Here is a 21,474-nt window from a genome sequence, read left to right on the forward strand (position 1 = left end):
GCTTCTATTGATAATGAGTGGTCCGCTTGCTGATCCCGAACGAGAGGACAGACAGCAGCATGCAGATCAAGACCAGGACGACAGCAACGGAAGAGGCCTCTCCGATCTGGAACGATTCGAAGGCGGACTGATAATACAGATAGAGCAGAGTGCGGGTGGAGCCGGACGGGCCGCCCTGGGTCAGGACATTAATCTGGTCATAGGCCTGAAGTGCCGAGACTAACTGCACCACGAATAAGAAAAGAGTAGTCGGCGAGATCAGCGGCCATGTAATCCGCAGGAACTTCTGCACCGGGCTTGCCCCGTCCAGCTCCCCGGCTTCCAGCAGGTCGGAAGGCACATTGCGCAGCGCCACCAGATAGAAGATCATTGCCCAGCCGACCGACTTCCAAATCGTGACCAGCAGGACGCCGATTAATGCCCATTTGGGGTCCTGCAGCCATCCGATGGAATCCAGGCCGAAGAAGTTCAGCACCGCATTGGCAAGCCCGGCTTCAGGCTGATAAATCCAGGACCAGACGATAGACACAGCGACGGTCGGCGTCACCCAAGGTGAGAACAGCAGGATCTGATAGAGGGCCGAGCCCTTCAGCTTTCTGTTCATGAGGAGGGCCAGACCCAGTCCCAGCAGGATCACCGGCAGCACACTGCCGAGGCAGAAGAGAACGGTCACCCTCAGCGCTTTGTAAAAAGCGGGGTTGCTGAGCAGATCGGTATAATTCTGCCAGCCGACAAAGGTTTTCTCCGGGCTCATGAAATCCCATTCCGTAAAGCTGAGATACAGCACATACAGCAGCGGCGCGAGCCAGAATACGGCGAAAGGGATCATGGCCGGCAGAGTGAACAGCACGGGCTTCAAGCCGCTGAATAATTTTGAACGTGTCATTTTCGTCCATATTCTCCATTTCATTCATATTGGTTGATGCGGTATAATGCAGAGGACAGCTCCTCTGTTCAAAAAAAATTGTACACTCATGAGGCAGGCTTGTGGTCAAGCGGGGGTAAAACCCGGTCGGATTTTGTGTAAAATTTGTAGGATGATTGCGGTAAAGCTGCGGTATTGTGTAAGGTAGAGAGAACGATTCTATGTGAAAATGAGGTGCCACCTGATGAAGCAGGCCGCATTCGGCGAGGAACATCCGCACCGTTCGCCCCGGGAGCAGCTGCTCGGCCCGGTGATCGATGCCATAGCCCAGACCATGGATTTATATGGAGCGAATTATTCCTTCGGGCAGCTGTATGGGGTGATGTTCTTCGAGGACAAGCCGATGACACTGGAGGAAATGAAGCAGGTCATGAATATGAGTAAAAGCAATATGAGCTACGGAGTCCGCTCCCTGATCGCCTCCCGCATGGTTACGAAGCTTCCGGAGAAGCGTGAGCGGAAGGAGCTGTACGCAGCGGAGACGGACTTCTTCGAGGCCTTCCGGAACTTCTTCACCCTGAAGCTTCAGCGGGAGATCGATGTCATGCAGGAAGCGATGGGAACTGCGGTCCCTGACCTCCAGGCACTGGCCTATGCAGCAGACACACCCGAAGAGGAGCGGCAGGCCTGCCTCAGAGATTTGGAGAAGCTGGAGCACGCGGCCGAGTACTATGCCTGGCTGCAGCGGTTCGTGTCGGGGCTTGCGGAAGGAGCGATATTCGGCGGGGAACGGGGAAGTACCGGCGAGGAAGGCGGAGTATGAGCTATGAATAATCAAATTCTTATTGTTGATGATGAGGCGGATATAGTTAATCTGCTGAAAGATTATTTTGAGATAAATGGTTATAAGGTCTTAACCGCGCGGAGCGGCGGGGAGGCATTACGCAAAGTAGTGTATAATCCAGACATTATTATACTGGATATTAATATGCCGGAGATTGATGGTCTTGAGGTGTGCACTCGTATACGGGATTTCGTATCCTGCCCTATTATATTCCTGACTGCGCAAGTGGAAGAGTCAGATAAAATTAATGGCTTTCGAGTGGGTGGGGATGATTATATTGTGAAGCCGTTCAGCATTGATGAGCTTGGAGCCAGGGTGGAGGCACATCTGCGCCGTGAACGAAGACAATCTGTTAAGACACAAACCAGATTTTCAGATGATTTAGTGATCGACTACTCCGCCAGAGGGGTGTATTACAAAGGACGCGCACTTTCTTTTGCCAAGAAAGAATTTGGTATTATTGAGTTGTTGTCCATGAACAGCGGTCAAGTCTTTGATAAAGAACATATCTATGAAAAAGTCTGGGGCCTGGATCATGAAGGGGATAGCATCGTTGTTGCAGAGCATATCAGAAGAATTCGGTCTAAATTTAATGAGGTTAGTGATCACATATACATTTCAACAGTATGGGGTGTGGGCTATAAATGGGTAGGGTAATAAAAGGTTGGCGTAACTTATCCATTAGGGTGACATTTATGATCTATATGCTTGTATTTGTCCTTATTGCCGGACTCCTTAGTGTGATTACTATTACTGGGGCAGGCCAGATACGTAATAATATGTTTCTGAAGTATAACGACTCTTACACCTCAGCGGACATTGAGAATCCAGCCATTACCTATAACATGAAGGACTTTAATACAGATTATTCTTATACAGATGAACAGATTATTAAGTTTTGCAGTTTTCTGGATTCTTGGTCCATTTTGATATTTTTTGGGCTAGCTACCCTGGCGGCTTCTTTGTTGTTTTACCACAATAAGCTCAAACAACCGATTGGGATTTTGCGCGAAGCTTCTGCTAAAATATCCAATAATGACTTGGATTTTCATATTCCGCAATATAACGAAGATGAAATGGGGCAGTTGTGCAGGTCTTTTGAGAGCATGAGAGCTGCTTTGGAGGATAACAACCGTCAGATGTGGCGTTCTATAGAGGACAGAAAACAGTTAAATGCCGCTTTTTCACATGATTTGCGGACACCACTGACCGTATTGCGCGGATACACTGACTTTTTAAATAGATATCTTCCAGAAGGTAAAATAAACAAGGAGAAGCTGCTGGATACGATAACAACTATGAGTATACATATATTACGGCTGGAGAATTATGTGCAAATTATGGGCGAGGCCCAAAAACTCGAAGATATCTCGGTAGCATGGACCCAAGTAGAGGTTTCCGTTTTTTTGAAACAACTAAGCAGTTTGGCTGAATTTCTGGCACGGGAACATTCATTGGAATTATCATTTGAAAATCAAATCGCTGAACAATCGTTGAACATTGATACAGGAATGGTTACCAGGATATACGAAAATATGATTGCCAATTCGCTTCGTTATGCAAGTCAGACGATTTCTGTACGTTTTGAATTTGTTAAAGGATTCTTTTCAATTACAGTCAGTGATGATGGCAAAGGGTTCTCAAGCCAGGATCTGAAGCTTGCTACCACGCCATTTTATACAAGCAAGGCGGAAGCTGAGGAGAGCCATTATGGCATGGGGTTGAATATTTGCAAGGTACTGGCTGAGAAGCAAGGGGGCAGTATTCAGCTAACGAACAATAAGTCAGGTGGCGCCTGTGTGAAAGTTTCGATTTTGCTGCACCAGAGTTGATAAATAATAGATAACTATTGGATATCCTTTCCTAGAGAACCACTTAGGGGAGGATATTTTTGTATCCACGTATAAAGGGAGGCGCCGATATGATTCTGGAAGGAAAGAAATTATGTAAATATTATGGCAGCGGAGAAGGTCAAGTGAAGGCAATCCACAATGTTGATTTCTCAGTGGCGAAAGGTGAGTTTATCTCTATTGTTGGACAGTCTGGTGCAGGCAAAAGTACATTAATGCACATCATTGGGGGGTTGGATGCTCCTACAAGCGGTGAGGTCATCATAAATGGGACTTCCATTTATACATTGCCAATGAGTCAACTAGCAGTGTTTCGCCGCCGCCAAATCGGATTTGTGTTTCAAGCTTTTAATTTGGTACCCTCACTTAATGTGTGGGAGAACATCATTTTACCCATTGGGCTGGATGGGAAGAAAGCAGATGTTAGCTATATTGAAGATATTTTAAATACTTTGGGGATCTATGAAAAGCGGGCCAGTCTGCCCACAGTATTGTCTGGAGGCCAGCAGCAAAGGGTGGCAATTGCCCGTGCATTGGCAGCTAGACCGGCTATTGTGCTCGCAGATGAACCCACAGGAAATCTCGATAGCCGTTCTAGCAATAACGTTTTGGATTTGCTGCGTTTATCCGTAGAGAAATATAACCAGACTTTGATTGTTGTAACGCATAATGACGAAGTGGCTAAGCTTGCAGGTCGGACTGTTCGAGTGGTGGACGGTTCCATTGCAGTAGAGGTAGAAGGATGAAAAATAAAATTACTGTTCACAATGTATCCCTGAAAAATCTACGTCATTACAAAAGCCGGACCTTATTGACTGTAGGTACAGTAGCTTTAGCCGTAGCCTTAATTTTTGTGGTGCTGACTTATTTCTACTCTGAAGACCAGAGGAGCAAGCGAGAAGCGATTAATGAGCTAGGTGCCTATCATGTGCAGTATGAGCATTTGTTGCCGGAGCAGCAACAAGCTATTGAGAATAATCCGAAGATAAAAAAGCACTATGTTTCCTATATCAGTAAAAATGTTAAATCGGACACGTTTGAAAAATTGAATATTAATATGGCTATAAGTTATATAGAGGGAATTAATAAAGGACTGATTCAATTAAGGGAAGGGAGAGCCCCGGTAACGGACGACGAAATTGTATTGGATAAATGGGTGATTGAGGAACTTGGTTTCTCGCCCAACATAGGAGTAGTAATTCCATTGAATTTACAAGTTATGAATGCAGGGAAAACAGAGCATATAACAAAAAACTTTAAACTAGTTGGTATTATTGATGATATCGCCGTACGTAAAACGGTTAGAGCTGGTCTGATGTTTATTTCTCAAAACCTTTCCAGGCAATATAGTCCTAACCCGGATGTTGTTTTATTTGCTCTTTTGAATTCAGACTTTAATGCTTCATCTACGGCTCACAAAATTGGTGAGGGTTCTCAGCTAAAAGTTGATCAAATACAAATCAATGAACGTTACAATGGCGCATATGAGCAGAATCCGTTAACTATTCTGAAAGCAACCATTGTTGTGTTTGTAATTATAATTAGTGCAGCCATGGTTATTTATAACATATTCAATATATATATATCAGAGCAGATCCGTTTATTTGGGATGATGAAAGCAATAGGAATGACTCCTAATCAACTGCGAAAGATGATTCTTACGGAAGGACTTATAATTTCGCTGGTTGGGAGTTCTATGGGGCTTTTGCTGGGTGTAGGGGGGAGCGCGGCATTTATCCCCTTCTTAGGACATATGGCTAGTGGTGGCTCCGAATTATATGTTCAACTGACTCCTTACATTGCTTGTATTGCTTTTATTACAGGTCTGATTCTCGTTATATTTTCTGTTTATATTCCTGCTAAAAAAGTAGGAAGAATTACGGAGATTGCAGCTATTCGTTATAATCCCGCTGAAGACTTGGGAAAGAGAAGTCATAAGACCAAAAAAAAATTCAAAAATTCAATTAGCGGGTTCACCTTGGTATTGGCACAATTGATCCGATACCGTAAACGCACTTGGGTTACCATAACATCGATTACCCTGACAGGACTTATTTTCGTGGTCACTGGGAGTATTCTAAGTAGTATTAATATTAATAATATGGCTGGAAGTATGGTGCCTGGTGATTATAAATTAAGTACTGCTGCTTACCGTGGAACTGATGTAAACCTAGATCTGTTAAATAACAAAGTTATAAACCAAGTAGATGCTATTACTGGTGTCAAGAAAGTATTAACAGAAATGTATGATGTCTTGATCTATAACAAACAAGATGCAAACCTTCATCTCAAGGACATGGCGAGTATGAAAAACCCGGAAATTCGAACGGATATTTATGCTTACGATGATGCCTTAATGAAAAACACACTTAAAAGACTTGGGAAAGATGATTCTATGCTTATGGAACTGAGAAATGGTGATAATCTCATCGCAATTGCAGAAGATGGAAGCTACCATGTGGGAGATAAAATTCGGATGGCTCAGTACGGAGAAGGAAAGAAAGAACGTGAATTCACTATTGTTGGTGTTTTGCCTAACTATGTTACTTATAAAGGTGATTCTTCAGAAGGTGGAGTTCTTATTGCTCATCAGGATTTGTTCAAACGATTGGGTTTAGATCAACGTATAAAACAGATTAGTGTTTTAGTTGATCAAGGACAACAAGGGAAGGTAGAGCAAACTCTCAAAGGGATTGCAAATGCTGATAGAAGAATAACATTCACTTCTTTTCAAGAAATATATCAAGAGTTCAATGGAATGAAGAAAGTGCTTCAGTTGGCGGCTAATGGTCTTATTTCAGCATTAATGATTATTAGCATATTTAATTTAATAAATTCCAATTTAACGAGTATGAATTCTAGAAAGCGGGAAATTAGCTTAATTGAAGCTATTGGACTGTCGCGGAGTCAGCTGATTTTACAATTAGGCAGTGAAGGCTTAATGGTGATCCTAATCAGTCTGTTGTTCACTTTTTCACTGGGCATTCCAGCAGGATATTTTGGCGTTGAAATTTTCAAGCAATCCGCCACCTATGTCCAATATCAACTACCACAGAGAGCGATGCTGATTTTAATATGCGCTTATTTTATAGTTCAAGTTGTGACTACCTTCTATATGCAGTGGCGCTTGAGTAAGGAGAGCTTGATGGAACGAATCCGGTTTAGTGAATGAGCGAGGGAAAGCAAATAGCTGAATATAATATTTAAGGGGGCAATAATAGTGTTTCAATCTAAAGTGAATTCTACAAAACCCGTTTACAGTATATTAGTTGTGGTAATGGTTATTGCATTATCGTTAACAGCATGTGGAAGTAAAAAGGGGGATGAGATTTCTCCTGAGTATCATGGCGTAAAATATACAGGTCAAGGAGATGTGGAAACAAACGTTAATGTAGTTATTTATAATGAAGATGATATTTTGTTTCTTCAGACCGTTAAGATTATTGATGATAATCCCACGGTCTGGAAAGCACTTCAGGCCATTTCAGACAATGCTGAACAGGGGATGCTAATCGAAAAAAATCAGAAAGGACAAATAATTAAGGTAGATGATATAAAAAATGATAAAGAGAAGCACTGGAAACTTTTTATTAATAATACTATTGAAGAGGGAGATATTGAGAAAGTTGGGCTTGATGAGAACCAGCCGCTAACATTGAGATACTCTAACGATTAGTCAATGTACGGGGAGGGATATGCTATAATTTTGCCCAGGGGATGTTCTTATAAATGATAGAACGGGAGTCCCTCACAAACCTGTTTTTTAGAGAAAAGGGATGATGTGGCATGAAGCATAAGGGGAAAATGAATCAGTTATATGTGGTGGGAATAGCGCTCTTATTTGTGTATTTATTTTGGGGAGGCACCTATGTCGGCATGAAGATTGCCATCGAGTCGATACCGCCTTTTCTGATGGCGGGGGTCCGCTTTTTTGCGGCAGGTGTGGTCCTGTACCTCATTGCCAGAGTAAGCGGAGCGAAACGTCCGGTAAAGCGTGAATGGCGTGCCTCTGCGATTGTCGGCGCCTTGCTGCTGCTTGGGGGCAACGGGGTTGTGGCCTGGGCAGAGCAAAGAGTCTCTTCCTCCATCGCTTCGCTCATCGTGGCGGCAGTGCCTGTCTGGATGATGCTGATGGGCTGGCTTGGACGCGGCGGCAAACGGCCGAATACCGGAGTTATCGCAGGAATCGTTCTTGGACTGCTCGGCATCGCCGTACTGGTCTTCCAGCCGGGGAAGGGGGAGACGGGGACCGCTACCGATCTGATCGGAATTATTACCGTGCTGGCAGCTTCCATCAGTTGGGCAGTAGGGTCCATGTACTCCCGAAGCGCGACCATGCCGGGTTCACCTTTGATGGCGACAGCGGCGCAGATGCTAACGGGAGGTGCGCTGCTGGTGATTTTCTCTTATTTTACCGGCGACTGGTCCAGACTTGAACTCTCTGGCATTTCTATGCGATCGTACTTGGCTCTGGCCTACCTGATCACCTTCGGCTCCATTGTCGGCTATACAGCTTATATCTGGCTGCTTAAGAATGCTGACGCTACCCTCGTCTCCACGTATGCCTTCGTTAATCCGGTAGTCGCTGTGCTGCTTGGCTGGCTGCTGGTAGGCGAACAGCTTACCTTGAACACCCTGATCGCAGCCGTGATCATTATCGGGGCTGTGGTTTTGGTAACTCTTTTCCGTAGTAAGCCACAGCCGGCGGCTACTCAAGCAACGCTTGATATACAACCGCCGCAGCAGTCGGTACACTGAGAGCGAATAACCACATTCTGCTGACTGTTCAGGTACGCTATTATTAAACTGTATTTCATATCTTATAACAGCAACAGCCGGTACTCTATTAGAGCATCCGGCTGTTTCAGCATGCCTTTATTCCATTTTACGGAGCCTTTCGACGATCGGGCTGCGGGCGAGCGGCTTATAGGCGCTTAAGGTGATGAGATAAGAGAGGACTGCCAGGATCGGGATGATCAGAATAAACGGCAGCCACATCATCCGGAATTCCATGTAGGCCATCCCTGCGGCAATACCCCTGGCGGTGCAGTAAGTCAGCAGCACACCTAAAGTAGAAGTAAGCAGCGCAGTGAGAAGCACGGTGTACATGCCTTCGTAGACGAGCATACGCTTGAGCTGCTGTTTGGTCATTCCAATGCTCTCTAGAACGGCAAATTCATGCCTGCGTGCGATCACTCCGGTCAGGACAGAATTAATGAAATTAAGCAGGCCAATAAGTGCAATTACGAGACTCAGTCCATACCCTATAATCTGAAAAATATGGATATCATCGCTTAACTCCTTCCTGTAATCTTCTCTTGATTTCAGCTGCAGAGCATCCAGCGGGCGGATAGCCTCCCTGATCAATTGCCCCGTTTCATCAAGCTTGCCTGGGGCTGCATTCAGGGTAAGCGAGAGGATGTCTGCTGGAGTCCCGCTCTCCAAAGTGGCTTGCCGGAGTTCGGCTGCAGGCAAAAAGGCATTGTAGCCGTTACCGAAATACGTTTGACTGGTTGCTGCATAGAAAGCATTATATTTCAGCACGGCCATCACTTCGTATCTCCTCTTCAATCCGGAATAGCTGATAGAGTGGCTGAAGACTCTGCTGAAGCACGGACGGAATCATCCGGAGGATAAGAGAAGAGGGTATAATATACTTTATCGATACTTTCCACACCGTCCAGATGCTTCAGCTTCGCACACAGTTCCTCGGACAGCTCGGTTTCATTGACTGAGCGTTCCCCCTCCTGCTGGACAATTCCCTTGTTGTGAATCATATAATCTCCATGAATATATGCACTGAGATATTTATTGACATCCATAGAGGAGATTACCGTAAATATCGTGTTAAATAGCAGAATGCTTAAGAAGAGCGAGGATAGCATCAGGCTCAGCTTCTTCTTGCTCCGGAACAGGTTGGAGAACGACATCCGGTATAGTCTGGCTCCATGCTTGGATGGCTTGAGGGTTCTTTTTCCGCTATTCTGAACGCCTGAGAATTTAACGGCTTCCACCGGGGCGATGTCCGCTGCCAGCCGGCCCGGCTTATGCGCTGCGATCCACACGGTCAGGAAGGAGAAGAGGGCTGCCCCTGCAAATATCCATGGACTGGATGAAAGAGAATTTCCTTTTAACTCCCCGGATAGCGAAGTGGTCAGAGGTGTAACCCATCTGCCGGTCATATAACCGGAGCTAAGGCCGAATGGCAGAGCAATGAGGTACAGCAGCCTGGCTTGAATAGCGATGATTCTCCTCAGTTGTCTCGGGGTGGTGCCAATCATTTTCAGCAGGCCGTAGAACTTCACATCCTGGACCACCGAAATATAAAAAATATTGTAAATAAGCAGGTAGCCGCTAAGCATAATGATAAAGATAACTGCGGCATATGGAAGGATACTCTCAACATTTTCCGCCAAAGATACGCTGGAGTAGGCCCAATTGATCCCGATAGGAGCCGTAATTCTAGTATCAGCTAGAATCCTGTTCATTTTTTTCTCAATATGAAATGAATTGTTGAACATGACACTCAGTTCTGAGGTGTTTACGTAGGATCCGCTTTCCTTCGATTGTACGGGATCAATGTCTGAGAGGTTTTTATCGGTAAAGGCCTTGGAGACAAAAGCCAGACCCGCCATCGCCAATTGCTTGTCCGCTTCATAATAGCCCGACAAGGTGAATTTGCGGTTAATGATCCGTTCTCCGGTATCGATCTGCAGTGTGATTTCCTTCCCGAGCTCTGGCTGCACCCCTAGCTTGCCCAGAACCCAGGTATTCAGGGCAACTTCATTCTCTCCGGCAGGCAATCCCCCTTCAACAAATTCTATGAAGCCGTGATCAGCGTAATTCTGGTCAACCTGCAGCACCTCAACCCGGTCCTGGTCGAACACTTTATTATGTAATATGCCGGAATTAAGGGAGAGAGAGGATTGTTTAATGGAAGGGTGCTTCAGCAGCGTCTCCACTTGTTCCGGGCTAAGATATTTAAACCCTCCGTGAAAGTCACTTCCGACTGTCTTCATCTGTGCGTATTGCATGGATTGGTTAATGCTTAGAGCCATGGTGAAAATGGAGGTGATGAGCAGTGTAGTCAGTATAATGGCGCAGATGGCAGCCAGATTCCGCAGCCGGTTGGCTCTCAGGCTAGTAATCGCCAGATTTAATATGGTCTTCCGGTTGTTCGTCGCGATCATAACCGGCTCTCCCCGTGGGCCTGCGCCGATCCCACGGCAAGCCTGCCGTCCTCAATGCGGATGATCCGGTCCGCCATCTGTGCAATGCTCTCGTTATGTGTGATCATTACAATGGTCTGGTCGAATTTGACACTGAGCTGTTTCAGCAGGATAAGTACCTCCTGGCTGGTCCTGCTGTCCAGATTGCCGGTGGGCTCATCGGCCAGAATAATGGAAGGTTTGGTGGCAAGCGCTCTTGCGATAGCTACACGCTGCTGCTGGCCTCCGGAGAGCGCAGAAGGCAGGTTACCAACTTTCTCCTGAAGCCCCAGACTTGTGATGATCAGGTTCAGATATTCCTGGTCAATCTGGCCACCATCAAGCTCAATGGGCAGGACGATATTTGCCAGCACACTCAGGATCGGCACCAAGTTATAACTCTGGAAGACAAATCCTACAGAACGGCGTCTGAAGATGGTCAGCTTTTCATCACTCATCTGAAAAATATCATGCCCGTTGACATAAACCTTGCCCTCTGTAGCCCGGTCCAGACCGCCAAGCATGTGAAGCAGCGTGCTTTTTCCGCTGCCGCTCGTCCCGACGATTGCCACGAACTCCCCTTTTTCTACATTTATAGACACGTCATCCAGGGCTTTGACCGTATGCTCTCCTTTTCCATAATATTTCTTGAGATTCTCTATTCGTAGAATAGACATGTTATATTCCTCCTGTGCGTATGTTCGTATCCACCTCTATAAGGTATCAGACAAATCTAACAGGAGAGTGTCTGAAATCTGACGGAATGGACATATTCAGAATAGCGGCAGGAAGATCGAGAACACAGTGCCTTGTCCGGGCACAGAAGCAGCTTTCATATGTCCGCCTTGAGCGGTGATGATCTCCCGGGCCAGGAATAGCCCAATTCCCACACCTTCTGAATCGCGCACATTCTTTCCCCGGTAGAACCTCTTGAAGATTTGGGGCAGCTCTTCCTGGGAGATTCCACGGCCGGTATCTGCGATATCCAGGCGTATAAACATCTCATTTGCTTCCGCAGTGATACGGATACTGCCCCCTGGTTCTGAATATTTCACAGCATTCTCCAGCAGATTGAATAACACTTCGGTTGTCCATTTGGGGTCGTAGCACGCTGTGATGTGAGGTTCACAGTTTATACTGATAGTGATGCGGCTGTTCTCTGCCTGGATGAGGATCTGGGAGACTGCTTCAGAAACCGCACGGATCACGGGACAAGGCTCCAGGCGCAAAGAGATCATGCCCGTCTCCAGCCTGGACAGTTTGATCAGGGATTGGATCAGCCAGTCGAGTTTTTCCGACTGTTTTTTAACTTGTACAGCAAGCTGAAGCGCATGTTCATCATTCACCAGACTTTCCTCAAGCAACTGGCTGTAGATCATAATATTGGATAAGGGTGTTTTGGTCTGGTGGGAGATGTCGGAGATCAGTTCTTTAATTTTGTTCTTTTCCGTTTCCAGATTCTGTCCGTTCACTCTTGCAATCTCTATGTACCGCATTAATTTATGTTCTATGGAGGAGAGCAGGGTTTCTTCATAATTATAGGTGGGCTCACGCCCGTGAGTAGCATTGTCTACCAATGTCTCTACCTTTCCCATGAAAGAAGTAACCATATTCCGGAGCGACCGGGACCAGGCACCTCTTAGGATCAGCATGCAGATTATGAATAGAAGAGAGAGTCCAAGCAGCGATGAACCAGTGATCTCCAGTAATATAATACAAGTCACATATACCAGCACCAGAATGATAAAAGCTGCAGCAAATGCCAGATTCACCAATTGGTTAAGCGGCAGCCGTTCTTGTCTCTTCATAGAACAGGACCTTCTGTCCATGTATACCCTAAACCATATACAGTTTTGATATATTGAGGCGAAGAGGGATCCTCTTCGATCTTGGCCCGCAATCTTTTGATGGCTACCGTTAGTGCATTCTCATCCACGAATACCGCCTCCTGGCTCCACGTTTTGTCGATCAGCTGCTCACGGGTCAGAATGTTTCCTCTATTCGTTACCAGTATGCGCAGCAGTTTCTGTTCGGATTTGCTCAGCAGCAGCGGCCGGCCGTTCTTGAAGTACTCCATTTTGCCAAAATCAAATTCAAGCAGGCCTACAACGATCCTCTCATGGGTAAGCGCATCACTCCTTCTCAGGACGGCCATTACCCTGGCCCGCAGAATCATCAGACTGAACGGTTTGGTAATATAATCATCAGCCCCCAGAGCAAACCCGGTTACAATATCCGGTTCCATGTCGTTGGCCGTCAGGAAGATAATCGGTACCTGCGAGGTTCCGCGGATTCTTTCGCAGTAATCCAGTCCGCTTCCGTCCGGAAGGTTCACATCCAGCAGAATGAGATCAATTTGGGTGGAGGAGATAATCTGATCAGCCATTGCCAGTGAATAGGCTTGTTCTATATGCAATTCATTATGGGCCAGTGACAGGGCTATCCCCTTGTTCAAGCTTTGATCATCTTCAACGATGAGTAGTGTCTTCATGGGCATGACTCCTTTAGTAATCAGGTATTCTCCCAATATTATGGCCAACCCTGGAATATCCTGCAAGTGGGGCGGGGCAGTCTTGATTCGTCGGACAATAAAAAGGCATCTCCATGATAGAAATTCAATTTGAACTTCTTGTCCTCAAAGCCTTGGACTACTTGTATCTCCCTCGGCAAACCCCAGTGCAGCGATCTTCATTACATATTTGTACATCCATGAGCTGTTGCTTACATCGCTGAAGCCTTTTTTTCTCTTCAGCATGCTGAACTTCTCCGCATCTGCAGGAAGCAGCAATAGAATATATTTCAGGATGTATAGCCGCTTCCAGTCCTGCAACCATCCCCGACTAAGGTCCAGTACATAAAACCGTCCACAGTCTGTTTTGAAAGATGCGGGATTGCCCTAGAATAAGGGTATAAGAAAGAGAGCAGCGAAAGGCGGTGATAACAAATGCAAAGAAACAAAGGTAACGGACTTGCGATTGCGCTGATTGTAATCGGAGCGGTAATGCTGCTTGGCATTCTGCCTCACTTGATTTCAGGAATCTTCGGTATCCTGTTCCCGGCAGTGCTGGTTGTGCTCGGATACTACGGAATTAAGAGCGGCCGCAAGATTATCGGCTGGGTGGTGCTGTTCATCGGTGTCATGTCCCTGATCTCCAAGCTTTCCTGGATTATCGGTCCGCTGCTGGGTATTGCTCTGGTAGTGTGGGGCATCTCGGTACTGAGGGGCAAACAAAGCAGAACATACTAATACACACAGTCCATACTTATTAAGAAGCAGGGAGGGAGCAGGAAATCATGAGTGTTTTTCGCAGAATGAGGGACATCACCGTAGCCAACTTGAATGAACGCCTGGAGCAGAGCCAAGATCCGGTGAAGCTGATTGATCAATTTCTACATTCAACCCGTGAAGAGATCGGGGAGGCCGAACGGCTGTACCAGCAGTACGCTTCTCATACGAAGCAATTGCAGCAGCAGGTGAATCAGGCCACCGCCATGAGGAACAAACGTGAAGAGCAGGCGCTCCTCGCACTCAAGGCAGGCGAAGATCATCTGGCCAAGCTGGCATTGCAGGAGAAAATTATCCACGAGGAAAAGCTGGAGCAATACAGCGGGCTGCTGGAGACGAGCCAGCAATCACTTTTCGAACTGGAATCCCAGCTGAACGAGCTCAAAATGGAGTATCAGACGGTATACAGCAAACGCCAGTTCTATGCAGCACGGATGGAGTCGCTGCGGCTGCAGCAGCGCATGAATCAAAGAGCCGGTGCTTATGGCGGCGGAGATGTTCCCAAAATGTTCGGCCGTCTGGAAGACAAGATGAACGACTGGGAGCTAGAAGCCAAAAGCCTGAGCGACTTGCGCCGGATGGGACAGGAATATGCGGTGCAGGCCGGAGAGACCGTGGCAACCGTACTCGAAAGAGAAATGGCCCGTCTAAAGGAGAAGCTGAACAATGATGGCAGAAAGGAGTAGTCGTATGACCCGATTGTATCGTTCAACAAGAGACAAAGTAATGACTGGGCTGGCAGGCGGATTGTCCGAGACTCTCGGCATTGACTCTACACTGTTCCGGATTCTGCTGGTGATCAGTATTCCATTTAGCGGTGGAGCTACAATCCTCGTATACTTTATCGCAGCAATGGTGATTGCCAAGGAGCCTAACCAGTACAATCCCTTCGGTCCCGGACCCGGTGGGCCGGGTGGCCCGTACGGCGGACCCTACTCCGGCGGACCTGAATATGGCCGTGGACCACAGGCTCCTCACCAAGGACCTCAGGGATATGGCCCCTATGGCGGACAGCCGGGCTACAATCCCGGTTATGAGAAGGCAGGCGCTCATGCGGCTCCTGATTCCGGCCTGGATGCCATGATGAAGGATATCGAGAAGAAGGCACTGCAAAAAGAAGTGGAAGAGCTCAAACAAAAACTTGCTAAATACGAGAAGGGAGAAGTGTAAATTATGGGAGTATTCAAACGGATTAAAGATATGACTAAGGCGTCGGTAAATGATATGTTGGATAAGGTAGAGGACCCGATTGTGATGCTGAATCAGTATCTGCGCGATATGGAGGCTGAGATTCATGAGGCTGAAGTAACGGTAGCGAAGCAGATGGCTAATGAACGCCGTATGAAACAGCGTGTGGACGAAGCTGCCAAGGTTGCCGGACAACGTGCTGCACAGGCTGAGCTTGCGCTCAAGAACGGGCAGGAGGAAGTTACCCGTAAGCTGCTGGAAGAGAAAATCTACTTCGACCAGAAGTTTACCGAGTATGGCGAGCTTCACGCACAGGCTGAAGTACAGGCCAAGGAACTGGTGCAGCAGCTTCATGATATGAAGGATGAGTTCTACAAAATGCGCAACAAACGCAATGAACTGGTATCCCGCGCTCAGATGGCTAAGGCCAAGAAGCAAATGTCCCAGATCAGCAGCGTACATTCCATCGAAAGCGGAAGTGCCTCCCTTGGCTTCCACCGCATGGAAGAAAAGATCATGCAGCTCGAAGCGGAAGCAGATGTGATGCGCGCTCCGTATAGCCCTTCGGCAACCGCATATGCTAAGCCGGTAGATCCTGAGAAGGAACTGAAAGTGGAAGAGCAGCTTGCCGCACTCAAGAACAAGCTGAACTCAACTCCTGCAGCCCCTCCTTTGAATAAAAAAGAACAATAATCCCTGTTCCTAAAGAGCAGCCGGATATGATATGCTGATCAAGGTAAAGCCATACGGTATGGATTCTCCATACCGATATGGCTTTTGTAGCGGATGCAGTATGTTGAAGATGTAGCTTCGCGATACTTCAGCTAAGGCTTACGAGGTCAGTTTTGCTTCAAATATAAGAATTGATATGCTGTGCAGGAGGTGCGGAAATGGATAAACGGAACCGTTTGATTGCCATCGGATTGATTGGTGTAGGCTGCTTGATGATATTTGGCAAATGGATCGGCTTCTTCTCCATTGTCGCACTCCTGCTCCTGCTGCTGGGAATCTACCAGACGACGTCGGGCAAGGTCAAGCAAGGTTATAAGCTAATGGGAGTCGGAGCAGTCCTGCTGTTGCTGGATCATTTGCTGCTGGTGCTTGGCATCTGCCTGCTTTCGCTGGGGATGTTCTTTGTCAAATCGAAAAGAATGCAGCGCAAGGCGGGGTTTGTGCAGAAGCAAAGCTTTTCTTCCAGATTCGACTGGGATCTCTCGCCGTGGGTGATGCGCAGTCTGAGCGCCTGGCATGTGCTGGGCGAGGTGGATGTGGATCTTTCACTGGCCATGGCGGAAGAGCAGGAGACGATTATGCTGTATCAGGGGATTTTTGGCGATGTGGACATTCTGCTGTCTGAGGATTACGGAGTGGAGATTGAGGCATTCGTACTGTTCGGCTCGATTGAATCCGGCAGTAACCGCGATACGGGGATGCTGAACCGGCTGAACTGGAAGTCACCTAACTATGACAGCTGCGAGCATAAAGTGAAGTTTAACATTTCTTATCTGATGGGGGATCTGGACATACGCTTCCCCTAAGAGTATGTTAGGGCCAAGAGAGAAGGGAGAGCTCCCGGCATGGACAAAAAAAGCAGTAATATGGTAACGCGCAGTATGGGTGAGGGAGCTCTGTTCTCTTTGTTCATGCTGCTCGTTATTACATATATTATGTATACATATGGGCTACTACGGCCGTTCGAGGATTGGCGGATTGGCATAAGGACAGGATTGACGCTGATTCTGCTGCCGATGGCTTTCGGAATCGGGTACGGCTTCTATCAGGGCTTCCGCAGCAAGCGCAAGCTGGAATTACTGCGGGCTACCCTGGTCGCCTGGGAGAAAGGCAATCTGACCCCGGCTATGCCGGACCTGGGCAACGATGAGCTGGGGCGGCTCGGGGAACAGCTAGGGCGGATCAGCGGCAAGTGGGAGAATCAGGTGAATACGCTGCAACGGCTCTCCACCAATAACGCGAAGCTTGCCGAGCAGGCCCGGGTCACGGCAATCATCGAGGAACGGCAGCGGCTGGCACGGGAGCTGCATGATGCGGTATCGCAGCAGTTGTTCGCCATCTCGATGACGGCAACGGCAGTAGGTCGGACGCTGGAGAAGGACTTCGACAAGGCACAGCGGCAAATCGCGCTGATCGAGGAGATGTCTGCAGTAGCCCAGTCCGAGATGAGGGCGCTGCTGCTGCACCTAAGACCGGTGTACCTGGAAGGTAAGGGGCTGGAAGAAGGTCTGCAGGAGCTGATTAAGGAACTGAAGATCAAGGTGCCGATTGATATTCTGTTCGAGATGGATCAGGGTGTAGAGCTGCTGAAGGGCGTGGAGAATCATTTGTTCCGTATTGTGCAGGAGGCTATCTCCAATACGCTCCGCCATGCCAAAGCGGAGAAGATGGAGATCCGCCTGCACCGCCGGGGTGATACCGTCCGGCTCACGCTGCGCGATGATGGAATCGGGTTCGAGATGGATGACAGCAAGCAGACCTCTTACGGTCTGTCGAATATGCAGGAGCGGATTACAGAGATCGGGGGCTCGATCCAGTTCATCACTGCTCCCGGCAAAGGCATGCGGATTGATATTACCGTACCGGTAGTCAATGAATAGGGGGCAGGTGTAACAATGGAGATAGAAGAAGATAATGCAATCAAGGTCCTGCTTGTAGACGATCATGAGATGGTCCGGATCGGACTTGCTGCGGTGCTTGGCACCGAGGATGGCATTGAAGTCGTCGGCGAAGCGGGAAGCGGCGAGGAGGGCATCCGTCTGGCCCAGGAGTATACGCCGGATGTGGTGCTGATGGATCTGGTGATGGACGGCATGGACGGAATCGAGACGACAAGACAGCTGCTGAAGCTGTACCCGGATTGCAAGGTGATTGTATTGACCAGTTATTTGGATGATGAGAAGATGTATCCGGTGATTGAAGCGGGAGCCTTCAGTTACCTGCTTAAGACCTCACGGGCCAGCGAAGTTGCAGATGCGATCCGGGCAGCCGCAAGAGGCCAGTCCGTGCTGGAGTCGCAGGTGGCGTCCAAGATGATGAACCGGTTCCGTTCCAATGCAAGAGGAGAGGCACCGGCTTACAAAGAGCTTACCGAACGCGAGATGGAAGTGCTGAAGCTGTTAGCCCAGGGCAAATCCAACCAGGATATTGCTGATCAATTAATTATCGGAATCAAGACGGTGAAATTCCATGTCACGAATGTTCTTGCCAAGCTGGGGGTTGAAGACCGGACCCAGGCGGCTATTTATGCATATAAGAACGGGTTGGCGGAGTAAGCCCGGTCTATTGAAGCCACACAGCACTTTCAAGTGAGTCCGCCCGGACGATCTTGGAAGTGTTTTTGCATGCGTTCGTATATCTTTCTCTGAAATTGGATAACCTGTCTAGTAGATTACTAGATCGGTTGAGAGGGAGATGCGAAGTGGGGAATAAAGGGCAGAGTAAGGGGATACTGGTGTTGGTGCTGGCAGGGATATGTGCGCTGATGCTCCTGAGCGGATTCCGAAGCGCGGAACCCGCAGGAAGAAGCGGTGTACAGAGTGCTGATGCTTCTACAGCTGCCGGAGAGCTTCAGGAATCCCTTGCCCTGCTGACCACCCTGGGCGGACAGGCCTCCGCTCCCGGCGCGCCGCTCCGGCTCGTATTGAAATGGCAGGGGGAATACAGCGGCGAAGAGGCTGCTGAAGCTGCCGTACAGAGCCTTGCCACCCGGCTGGGGCTGGGTGAAATGAGCAGCGCAGATGAGGAAGGGCACCGGGCCTGGCGTTCGGCCGCGCAGCTCAGTGGAGGTACACAGGTCTCCCTGTTCTGGAGTGAGCTTGGCGGCGGCCGCAGCTACTGTATTGTTACGCTGGAGACGGCGGATCTTCTGGGCTCCCCGGAGCTGCCAGCCGCAGCGGCGGACACCGAAGAAGCGATGCTCCAGGCGGGAATTGCTGCGGAGTGGAATGCTGCGCTGCAGGCACCAGCGAAGGAGCAGGGCGGAACGCAGGCAGCACTCCTTGCTACGGAGCAGTTAATGGCTGCGGAGCTTCCCGGTATTCAGGCAGAGGAGAGCTACACCGATATCTCTACATCCAGTCATTCGTATAGTGTCCCGGGTCTTCAGCGCACAGTCAGCAGCGGTAACCACAGCCTGGCCCTCCAGCTGGCAGTTCATAAGAACGTCAACGCGGACGAGAACCGGATAACCCTTGGAATGCCATTAATTACAATCGAGTACTGAGGTTAAATGACGTAATATAAGCGTAATCCGGTGAAGGCATAAGAAAGAGTAATGGAAAAGTGCGAAATCCCGAGAAAAACTGTCAGGAATGTGATGGCATCCTCCGTGCAATTATGATAAAATGACATCACGCCTATAGTCGTATGTTGCTTCATACTAGGCGTTGAGAATGAATGTCAACTATATTACATACAGAGAGATGAGGAGCCATGGCTGAAAATCAAACCCTTGATGCACTGCATACACCCGGTGCTGTATTCTTTATCTTCGGTGCAACCGGAGATCTGGCCCGGCGTAAGCTTTTTCCGGCGATTTACAGTTTGTACCGTGAAGGCAAGCTGACCCAAGATTTTGCGGTCATTGGCGTGGCTCGGCGTCCCCGCACCCAGGATGAATTTCGGGAAGATGTGAAAGAATCCATCCGCGAGTTCTGCCGTTATCAGGCAGGTGATGCTGCGGAATGGAACGAGTTCGTACAGCATTTTGAATACAAGTCACTCGACATCAATAATATTGACGGCTTCCGTGAGCTGAATGAGCAGACGGAGCGGCTGGAAGAGAAATTCCATATTCCGGGCAACCGCATGTTCTATCTGGCGCTTGCGCCTGAGCTGTTCGGCAGCGTATCCTTCAACCTCAAGGCAGGCGGGATGCTGCAGGCCAGAGGCTGGAACCGTCTGGTCATCGAGAAGCCGTTCGGCTACAATCTCGAATCCGCTGAGGAACTGAACGAACAGATCCGCCAAGTCTTCAAGGAAGAGGAGATCTACCGGATTGACCATTACCTGGGTAAGGAAATGGTTCAGAATATTGAAGTGATCCGGTTCGCTAATGCCTTCTTCGAGCCGCTGTGGAACAACAAGCATATCGCCAACATTCAGATTACACTCGGCGAGACGGTGGGCGTGGAAGAACGCGGCGGGTATTACGATCATGCGGGGGCGCTGCGTGATATGGGTCAGAACCATATTTTGCAGCTGCTGACGATGATCGCTATGGAACCGCCTAGCCGTCTGCTGGCCGAAGATATCCGTGATGAGAAGGTGAAGGTTCTACGTTCGCTGCGTCCTTACGCGACCGCTGATGAAGTCCGTGAGAACGTAGTCCGCGGCCAATACACTCAAGGTCTCTACAAGGGCAAGACGCTTCCGGCTTACCGCCAGGAAGACAAAGTGGACCCGGAATCGAATACAGAGACGTATTTTGCAGCCCGTGTGTTCGTGGATAACTTCCGCTGGGCTGGAGTTCCTTTCTATATCCGTACCGGCAAACGCCTGCCTGTGAAGACCACCGAAGTGGTTGTAGAATTCAAAGGAATGCCGACCAACGTCTACTTGGGCCAGAAGCACAAGCTCGAGCCGAACCTGCTCGTCATCCGCGTCAATCCGATGGAAGGCATCTACGTGAAGATCAATGCGAAGAAGCCGGGCTCGGAATCCGAGATTCAGCCGCTGGCCATGGATTTCTGCCAGAGCTGCATGATCGGAATCAACTCTCCGGAGGCGTATGAGCGTCTGTTGCATGATGCTGCACGCGGCGATTCCACCTACTTCACCCGCTGGGATGAAGTGTCCTCGGCCTGGTCCTTCGTGGACCGGATTGCCAAGGCGTGGAAGGAAGAGAGCAACGACTTGGCTTCCTATCCTGCGGGCTCCTGGGGCCCGGTTGAAGCCGACCAATTGCTTGCCGGAGAAGGCTTCCACTGGTGGCCGGTCAACGGCCAGGATGAAGACAATGTGGTCTGGCAGGTTAACCGCTAGTCCCTGAAGAAGAACTGTTACAGATCCTCCTGCATCTCGTTGCGGGGGGATCTTTTTGATGAATCGTGAATTTATATTACAAGATATTTCACTACAGGCGCTTTTTTGTAGATAATCTCTGCCGGATTTTGCTATACTGAGAAGGATGCTTTCAACATAAAGATTTCTAAGCCTAGCGCTATAGATGATCCTATACATGGTAAACGTTACGTTCAAGAAATAGACGTTGATTCTCT

Annotated in this window: 23 protein-coding genes; 16 read left to right on the plus strand and 7 right to left on the minus strand. The window is 48.5% G+C overall.

The annotated features are described in order from the left end of the window. Positions 1-4 precede the first annotated feature (4 nt). The gene (locus C173_RS27370) at positions 5-886 is read right to left on the minus strand and encodes a carbohydrate ABC transporter permease (RefSeq protein WP_036731118.1); all 882 of its coding nucleotides are present in this window, start codon (positions 884-886) and stop codon (positions 5-7) included. 223 nt (positions 887-1,109) lie between these two features. Between C173_RS27370 and C173_RS27375 the strand changes: the two genes are divergently transcribed. From C173_RS27375 to C173_RS27405, 7 genes are all read left to right on the plus strand, one after another. Then, positions 1,110-1,688: a GbsR/MarR family transcriptional regulator gene (locus C173_RS27375; protein ID WP_036731120.1), complete on the plus strand. Its 579-nt coding sequence runs from the start codon at positions 1,110-1,112 to the stop codon at positions 1,686-1,688. A gap of 3 nt (positions 1,689-1,691) precedes the next feature. Continuing rightward, positions 1,692-2,366 carry a response regulator transcription factor gene (locus C173_RS27380; protein WP_036731187.1) on the plus strand — a complete coding sequence of 225 codons (675 nt, stop codon included), beginning with the start codon at positions 1,692-1,694 and terminating at the stop codon, positions 2,364-2,366. Between the two features lie 38 nt (positions 2,367-2,404). Beyond that, positions 2,405-3,541, plus strand: coding sequence for a HAMP domain-containing sensor histidine kinase (locus tag C173_RS27385; RefSeq protein WP_051478478.1), 1,137 nt, complete (start codon positions 2,405-2,407; stop codon positions 3,539-3,541). 89 nt (positions 3,542-3,630) lie between these two features. After that, positions 3,631-4,305: an ABC transporter ATP-binding protein gene (locus C173_RS27390; protein ID WP_036731124.1), complete on the plus strand. Its 675-nt coding sequence runs from the start codon at positions 3,631-3,633 to the stop codon at positions 4,303-4,305. After that, a complete protein-coding gene (locus C173_RS27395) occupies positions 4,302-6,731 on the plus strand; it encodes an ABC transporter permease (protein ID WP_036731126.1) in 2,430 nt (809 codons plus the stop codon). Before C173_RS27390 ends, C173_RS27395 begins: the two co-directional genes overlap by 4 nt. Positions 6,732-6,779: 48 nt before the next feature. Next, positions 6,780-7,235 carry a hypothetical protein gene (locus C173_RS27400; RefSeq protein WP_036731128.1) on the plus strand — a complete coding sequence of 152 codons (456 nt, stop codon included), beginning with the start codon at positions 6,780-6,782 and terminating at the stop codon, positions 7,233-7,235. A gap of 128 nt (positions 7,236-7,363) precedes the next feature. Further along, entirely contained in the window at positions 7,364-8,317 is a 954-nt protein-coding gene (locus tag C173_RS27405) for an EamA family transporter (RefSeq protein WP_235192046.1), read from the plus strand. Positions 8,318-8,434: 117 nt separating this feature from the next. On the opposite strand, the gene C173_RS35145 is transcribed toward C173_RS27405, so the two are convergent. The 6 genes from C173_RS35145 to C173_RS34340 form a co-directional block, all read right to left on the minus strand. Continuing rightward, positions 8,435-9,109: an ABC transporter permease gene (locus C173_RS35145; RefSeq protein WP_051478481.1), complete on the minus strand. Its 675-nt coding sequence runs from the start codon at positions 9,107-9,109 to the stop codon at positions 8,435-8,437. Positions 9,110-9,126: 17 nt separating this feature from the next. Then, positions 9,127-10,749, minus strand: coding sequence for an ABC transporter permease (locus C173_RS27410; protein WP_051478485.1), 1,623 nt, complete (start codon positions 10,747-10,749; stop codon positions 9,127-9,129). Beyond that, the gene (locus tag C173_RS27415) at positions 10,746-11,444 is read right to left on the minus strand and encodes an ABC transporter ATP-binding protein (protein WP_036731130.1); all 699 of its coding nucleotides are present in this window, start codon (positions 11,442-11,444) and stop codon (positions 10,746-10,748) included. Before C173_RS27415 ends, C173_RS27410 begins: the two co-directional genes overlap by 4 nt. Before the next feature lie 96 nt (positions 11,445-11,540). Continuing rightward, positions 11,541-12,575, minus strand: coding sequence for a sensor histidine kinase (locus C173_RS27420; RefSeq protein WP_036731132.1), 1,035 nt, complete (start codon positions 12,573-12,575; stop codon positions 11,541-11,543). Beyond that, a complete protein-coding gene (locus C173_RS27425; protein WP_036731134.1) occupies positions 12,572-13,258 on the minus strand; it encodes a response regulator transcription factor in 687 nt (228 codons plus the stop codon). Before C173_RS27425 ends, C173_RS27420 begins: the two co-directional genes overlap by 4 nt. A 144-nt stretch (positions 13,259-13,402) precedes the next feature. Beyond that, positions 13,403-13,522, minus strand: coding sequence for an S-layer homology domain-containing protein (locus C173_RS34340; protein ID WP_155991662.1), 120 nt, complete (start codon positions 13,520-13,522; stop codon positions 13,403-13,405). 189 nt (positions 13,523-13,711) lie between these two features. Between C173_RS34340 and C173_RS27435 the strand changes: the two genes are divergently transcribed. From C173_RS27435 to zwf, 9 genes are all read left to right on the plus strand, one after another. Then, positions 13,712-14,014: a LiaF transmembrane domain-containing protein gene (locus C173_RS27435; protein WP_036731138.1), complete on the plus strand. Its 303-nt coding sequence runs from the start codon at positions 13,712-13,714 to the stop codon at positions 14,012-14,014. Positions 14,015-14,061: 47 nt separating this feature from the next. Further along, the gene (locus C173_RS27440; protein ID WP_036731140.1) at positions 14,062-14,739 is read left to right on the plus strand and encodes a PspA/IM30 family protein; all 678 of its coding nucleotides are present in this window, start codon (positions 14,062-14,064) and stop codon (positions 14,737-14,739) included. Between the two features lie 4 nt (positions 14,740-14,743). Then, the gene (locus C173_RS27445; RefSeq protein WP_036731142.1) at positions 14,744-15,223 is read left to right on the plus strand and encodes a PspC domain-containing protein; all 480 of its coding nucleotides are present in this window, start codon (positions 14,744-14,746) and stop codon (positions 15,221-15,223) included. Positions 15,224-15,226: 3 nt separating this feature from the next. Continuing rightward, positions 15,227-15,934 carry a PspA/IM30 family protein gene (locus tag C173_RS27450; protein ID WP_036731144.1) on the plus strand — a complete coding sequence of 236 codons (708 nt, stop codon included), beginning with the start codon at positions 15,227-15,229 and terminating at the stop codon, positions 15,932-15,934. 197 nt (positions 15,935-16,131) lie between these two features. Beyond that, positions 16,132-16,779 carry a cell wall-active antibiotics response protein LiaF gene (liaF, locus tag C173_RS27455; RefSeq protein ID WP_036731147.1) on the plus strand — a complete coding sequence of 216 codons (648 nt, stop codon included), beginning with the start codon at positions 16,132-16,134 and terminating at the stop codon, positions 16,777-16,779. Between the two features lie 39 nt (positions 16,780-16,818). Then, the gene (locus C173_RS27460; RefSeq protein ID WP_036731150.1) at positions 16,819-17,853 is read left to right on the plus strand and encodes a sensor histidine kinase; all 1,035 of its coding nucleotides are present in this window, start codon (positions 16,819-16,821) and stop codon (positions 17,851-17,853) included. Between the two features lie 15 nt (positions 17,854-17,868). Continuing rightward, positions 17,869-18,528: a response regulator gene (locus C173_RS27465; RefSeq protein WP_036731152.1), complete on the plus strand. Its 660-nt coding sequence runs from the start codon at positions 17,869-17,871 to the stop codon at positions 18,526-18,528. Between the two features lie 146 nt (positions 18,529-18,674). Then, the gene (locus C173_RS27470; RefSeq protein WP_036731154.1) at positions 18,675-19,478 is read left to right on the plus strand and encodes a YwmB family TATA-box binding protein; all 804 of its coding nucleotides are present in this window, start codon (positions 18,675-18,677) and stop codon (positions 19,476-19,478) included. Between the two features lie 209 nt (positions 19,479-19,687). After that, on the plus strand, positions 19,688-21,238 hold the full coding sequence (zwf, locus tag C173_RS27475) for a glucose-6-phosphate dehydrogenase (protein ID WP_036731156.1): 1,551 nt from the start codon (positions 19,688-19,690) through the stop codon (positions 21,236-21,238). The last annotated feature ends 236 nt before the right edge of the window (positions 21,239-21,474 follow it).

Origin of the sequence: Paenibacillus sp. FSL R7-277 (assembly GCF_000517965.1) — a bacterium.
Taxonomy (GTDB): Bacteria; Bacillota; Bacilli; order Paenibacillales; family Paenibacillaceae; genus Paenibacillus_AQ; species Paenibacillus_AQ silagei.

Excerpts from the sequence above, each read along its gene's own strand:
- C173_RS27380 (WP_036731187.1), top strand. The coding sequence starts at position 1,692 with ATGAATAATCAAATTCTTATTGTTGATGATGAGGCGGATATAGTTAAT.
- C173_RS27375 (WP_036731120.1), top strand. The coding sequence starts at position 1,110 with ATGAAGCAGGCCGCATTCGGCGAGGAACATCCGCACCGTTCGCCCCGG.
- C173_RS27415 (WP_036731130.1), bottom strand. The coding sequence starts at position 11,444 with ATGTCTATTCTACGAATAGAGAATCTCAAGAAATATTATGGAAAAGGA.
- C173_RS27370 (WP_036731118.1), bottom strand. The coding sequence starts at position 886 with ATGACACGTTCAAAATTATTCAGCGGCTTGAAGCCCGTGCTGTTCACT.
- C173_RS34340 (WP_155991662.1), bottom strand. The coding sequence starts at position 13,522 with ATGCTGAAGAGAAAAAAAGGCTTCAGCGATGTAAGCAACAGCTCATGG.
- C173_RS27435 (WP_036731138.1), top strand. The coding sequence starts at position 13,712 with ATGCAAAGAAACAAAGGTAACGGACTTGCGATTGCGCTGATTGTAATC.
- C173_RS27465 (WP_036731152.1), top strand. The coding sequence starts at position 17,869 with ATGGAGATAGAAGAAGATAATGCAATCAAGGTCCTGCTTGTAGACGAT.
- C173_RS27395 (WP_036731126.1), top strand. The coding sequence starts at position 4,302 with ATGAAAAATAAAATTACTGTTCACAATGTATCCCTGAAAAATCTACGT.
- C173_RS35145 (WP_051478481.1), bottom strand. The coding sequence starts at position 9,109 with ATGGCCGTGCTGAAATATAATGCTTTCTATGCAGCAACCAGTCAAACG.
- C173_RS27425 (WP_036731134.1), bottom strand. The coding sequence starts at position 13,258 with ATGAAGACACTACTCATCGTTGAAGATGATCAAAGCTTGAACAAGGGG.
- C173_RS27385 (WP_051478478.1), top strand. The coding sequence starts at position 2,405 with ATGATCTATATGCTTGTATTTGTCCTTATTGCCGGACTCCTTAGTGTG.
- zwf (WP_036731156.1), top strand. The coding sequence starts at position 19,688 with ATGGCTGAAAATCAAACCCTTGATGCACTGCATACACCCGGTGCTGTA.
- C173_RS27445 (WP_036731142.1), top strand. The coding sequence starts at position 14,744 with ATGACCCGATTGTATCGTTCAACAAGAGACAAAGTAATGACTGGGCTG.
- liaF (WP_036731147.1), top strand. The coding sequence starts at position 16,132 with ATGGATAAACGGAACCGTTTGATTGCCATCGGATTGATTGGTGTAGGC.
- C173_RS27390 (WP_036731124.1), top strand. The coding sequence starts at position 3,631 with ATGATTCTGGAAGGAAAGAAATTATGTAAATATTATGGCAGCGGAGAA.
- C173_RS27460 (WP_036731150.1), top strand. The coding sequence starts at position 16,819 with ATGGACAAAAAAAGCAGTAATATGGTAACGCGCAGTATGGGTGAGGGA.
- C173_RS27440 (WP_036731140.1), top strand. The coding sequence starts at position 14,062 with ATGAGTGTTTTTCGCAGAATGAGGGACATCACCGTAGCCAACTTGAAT.
- C173_RS27420 (WP_036731132.1), bottom strand. The coding sequence starts at position 12,575 with ATGAAGAGACAAGAACGGCTGCCGCTTAACCAATTGGTGAATCTGGCA.
- C173_RS27410 (WP_051478485.1), bottom strand. The coding sequence starts at position 10,749 with ATGATCGCGACGAACAACCGGAAGACCATATTAAATCTGGCGATTACT.
- C173_RS27405 (WP_235192046.1), top strand. The coding sequence starts at position 7,364 with ATGAATCAGTTATATGTGGTGGGAATAGCGCTCTTATTTGTGTATTTA.
- C173_RS27450 (WP_036731144.1), top strand. The coding sequence starts at position 15,227 with ATGGGAGTATTCAAACGGATTAAAGATATGACTAAGGCGTCGGTAAAT.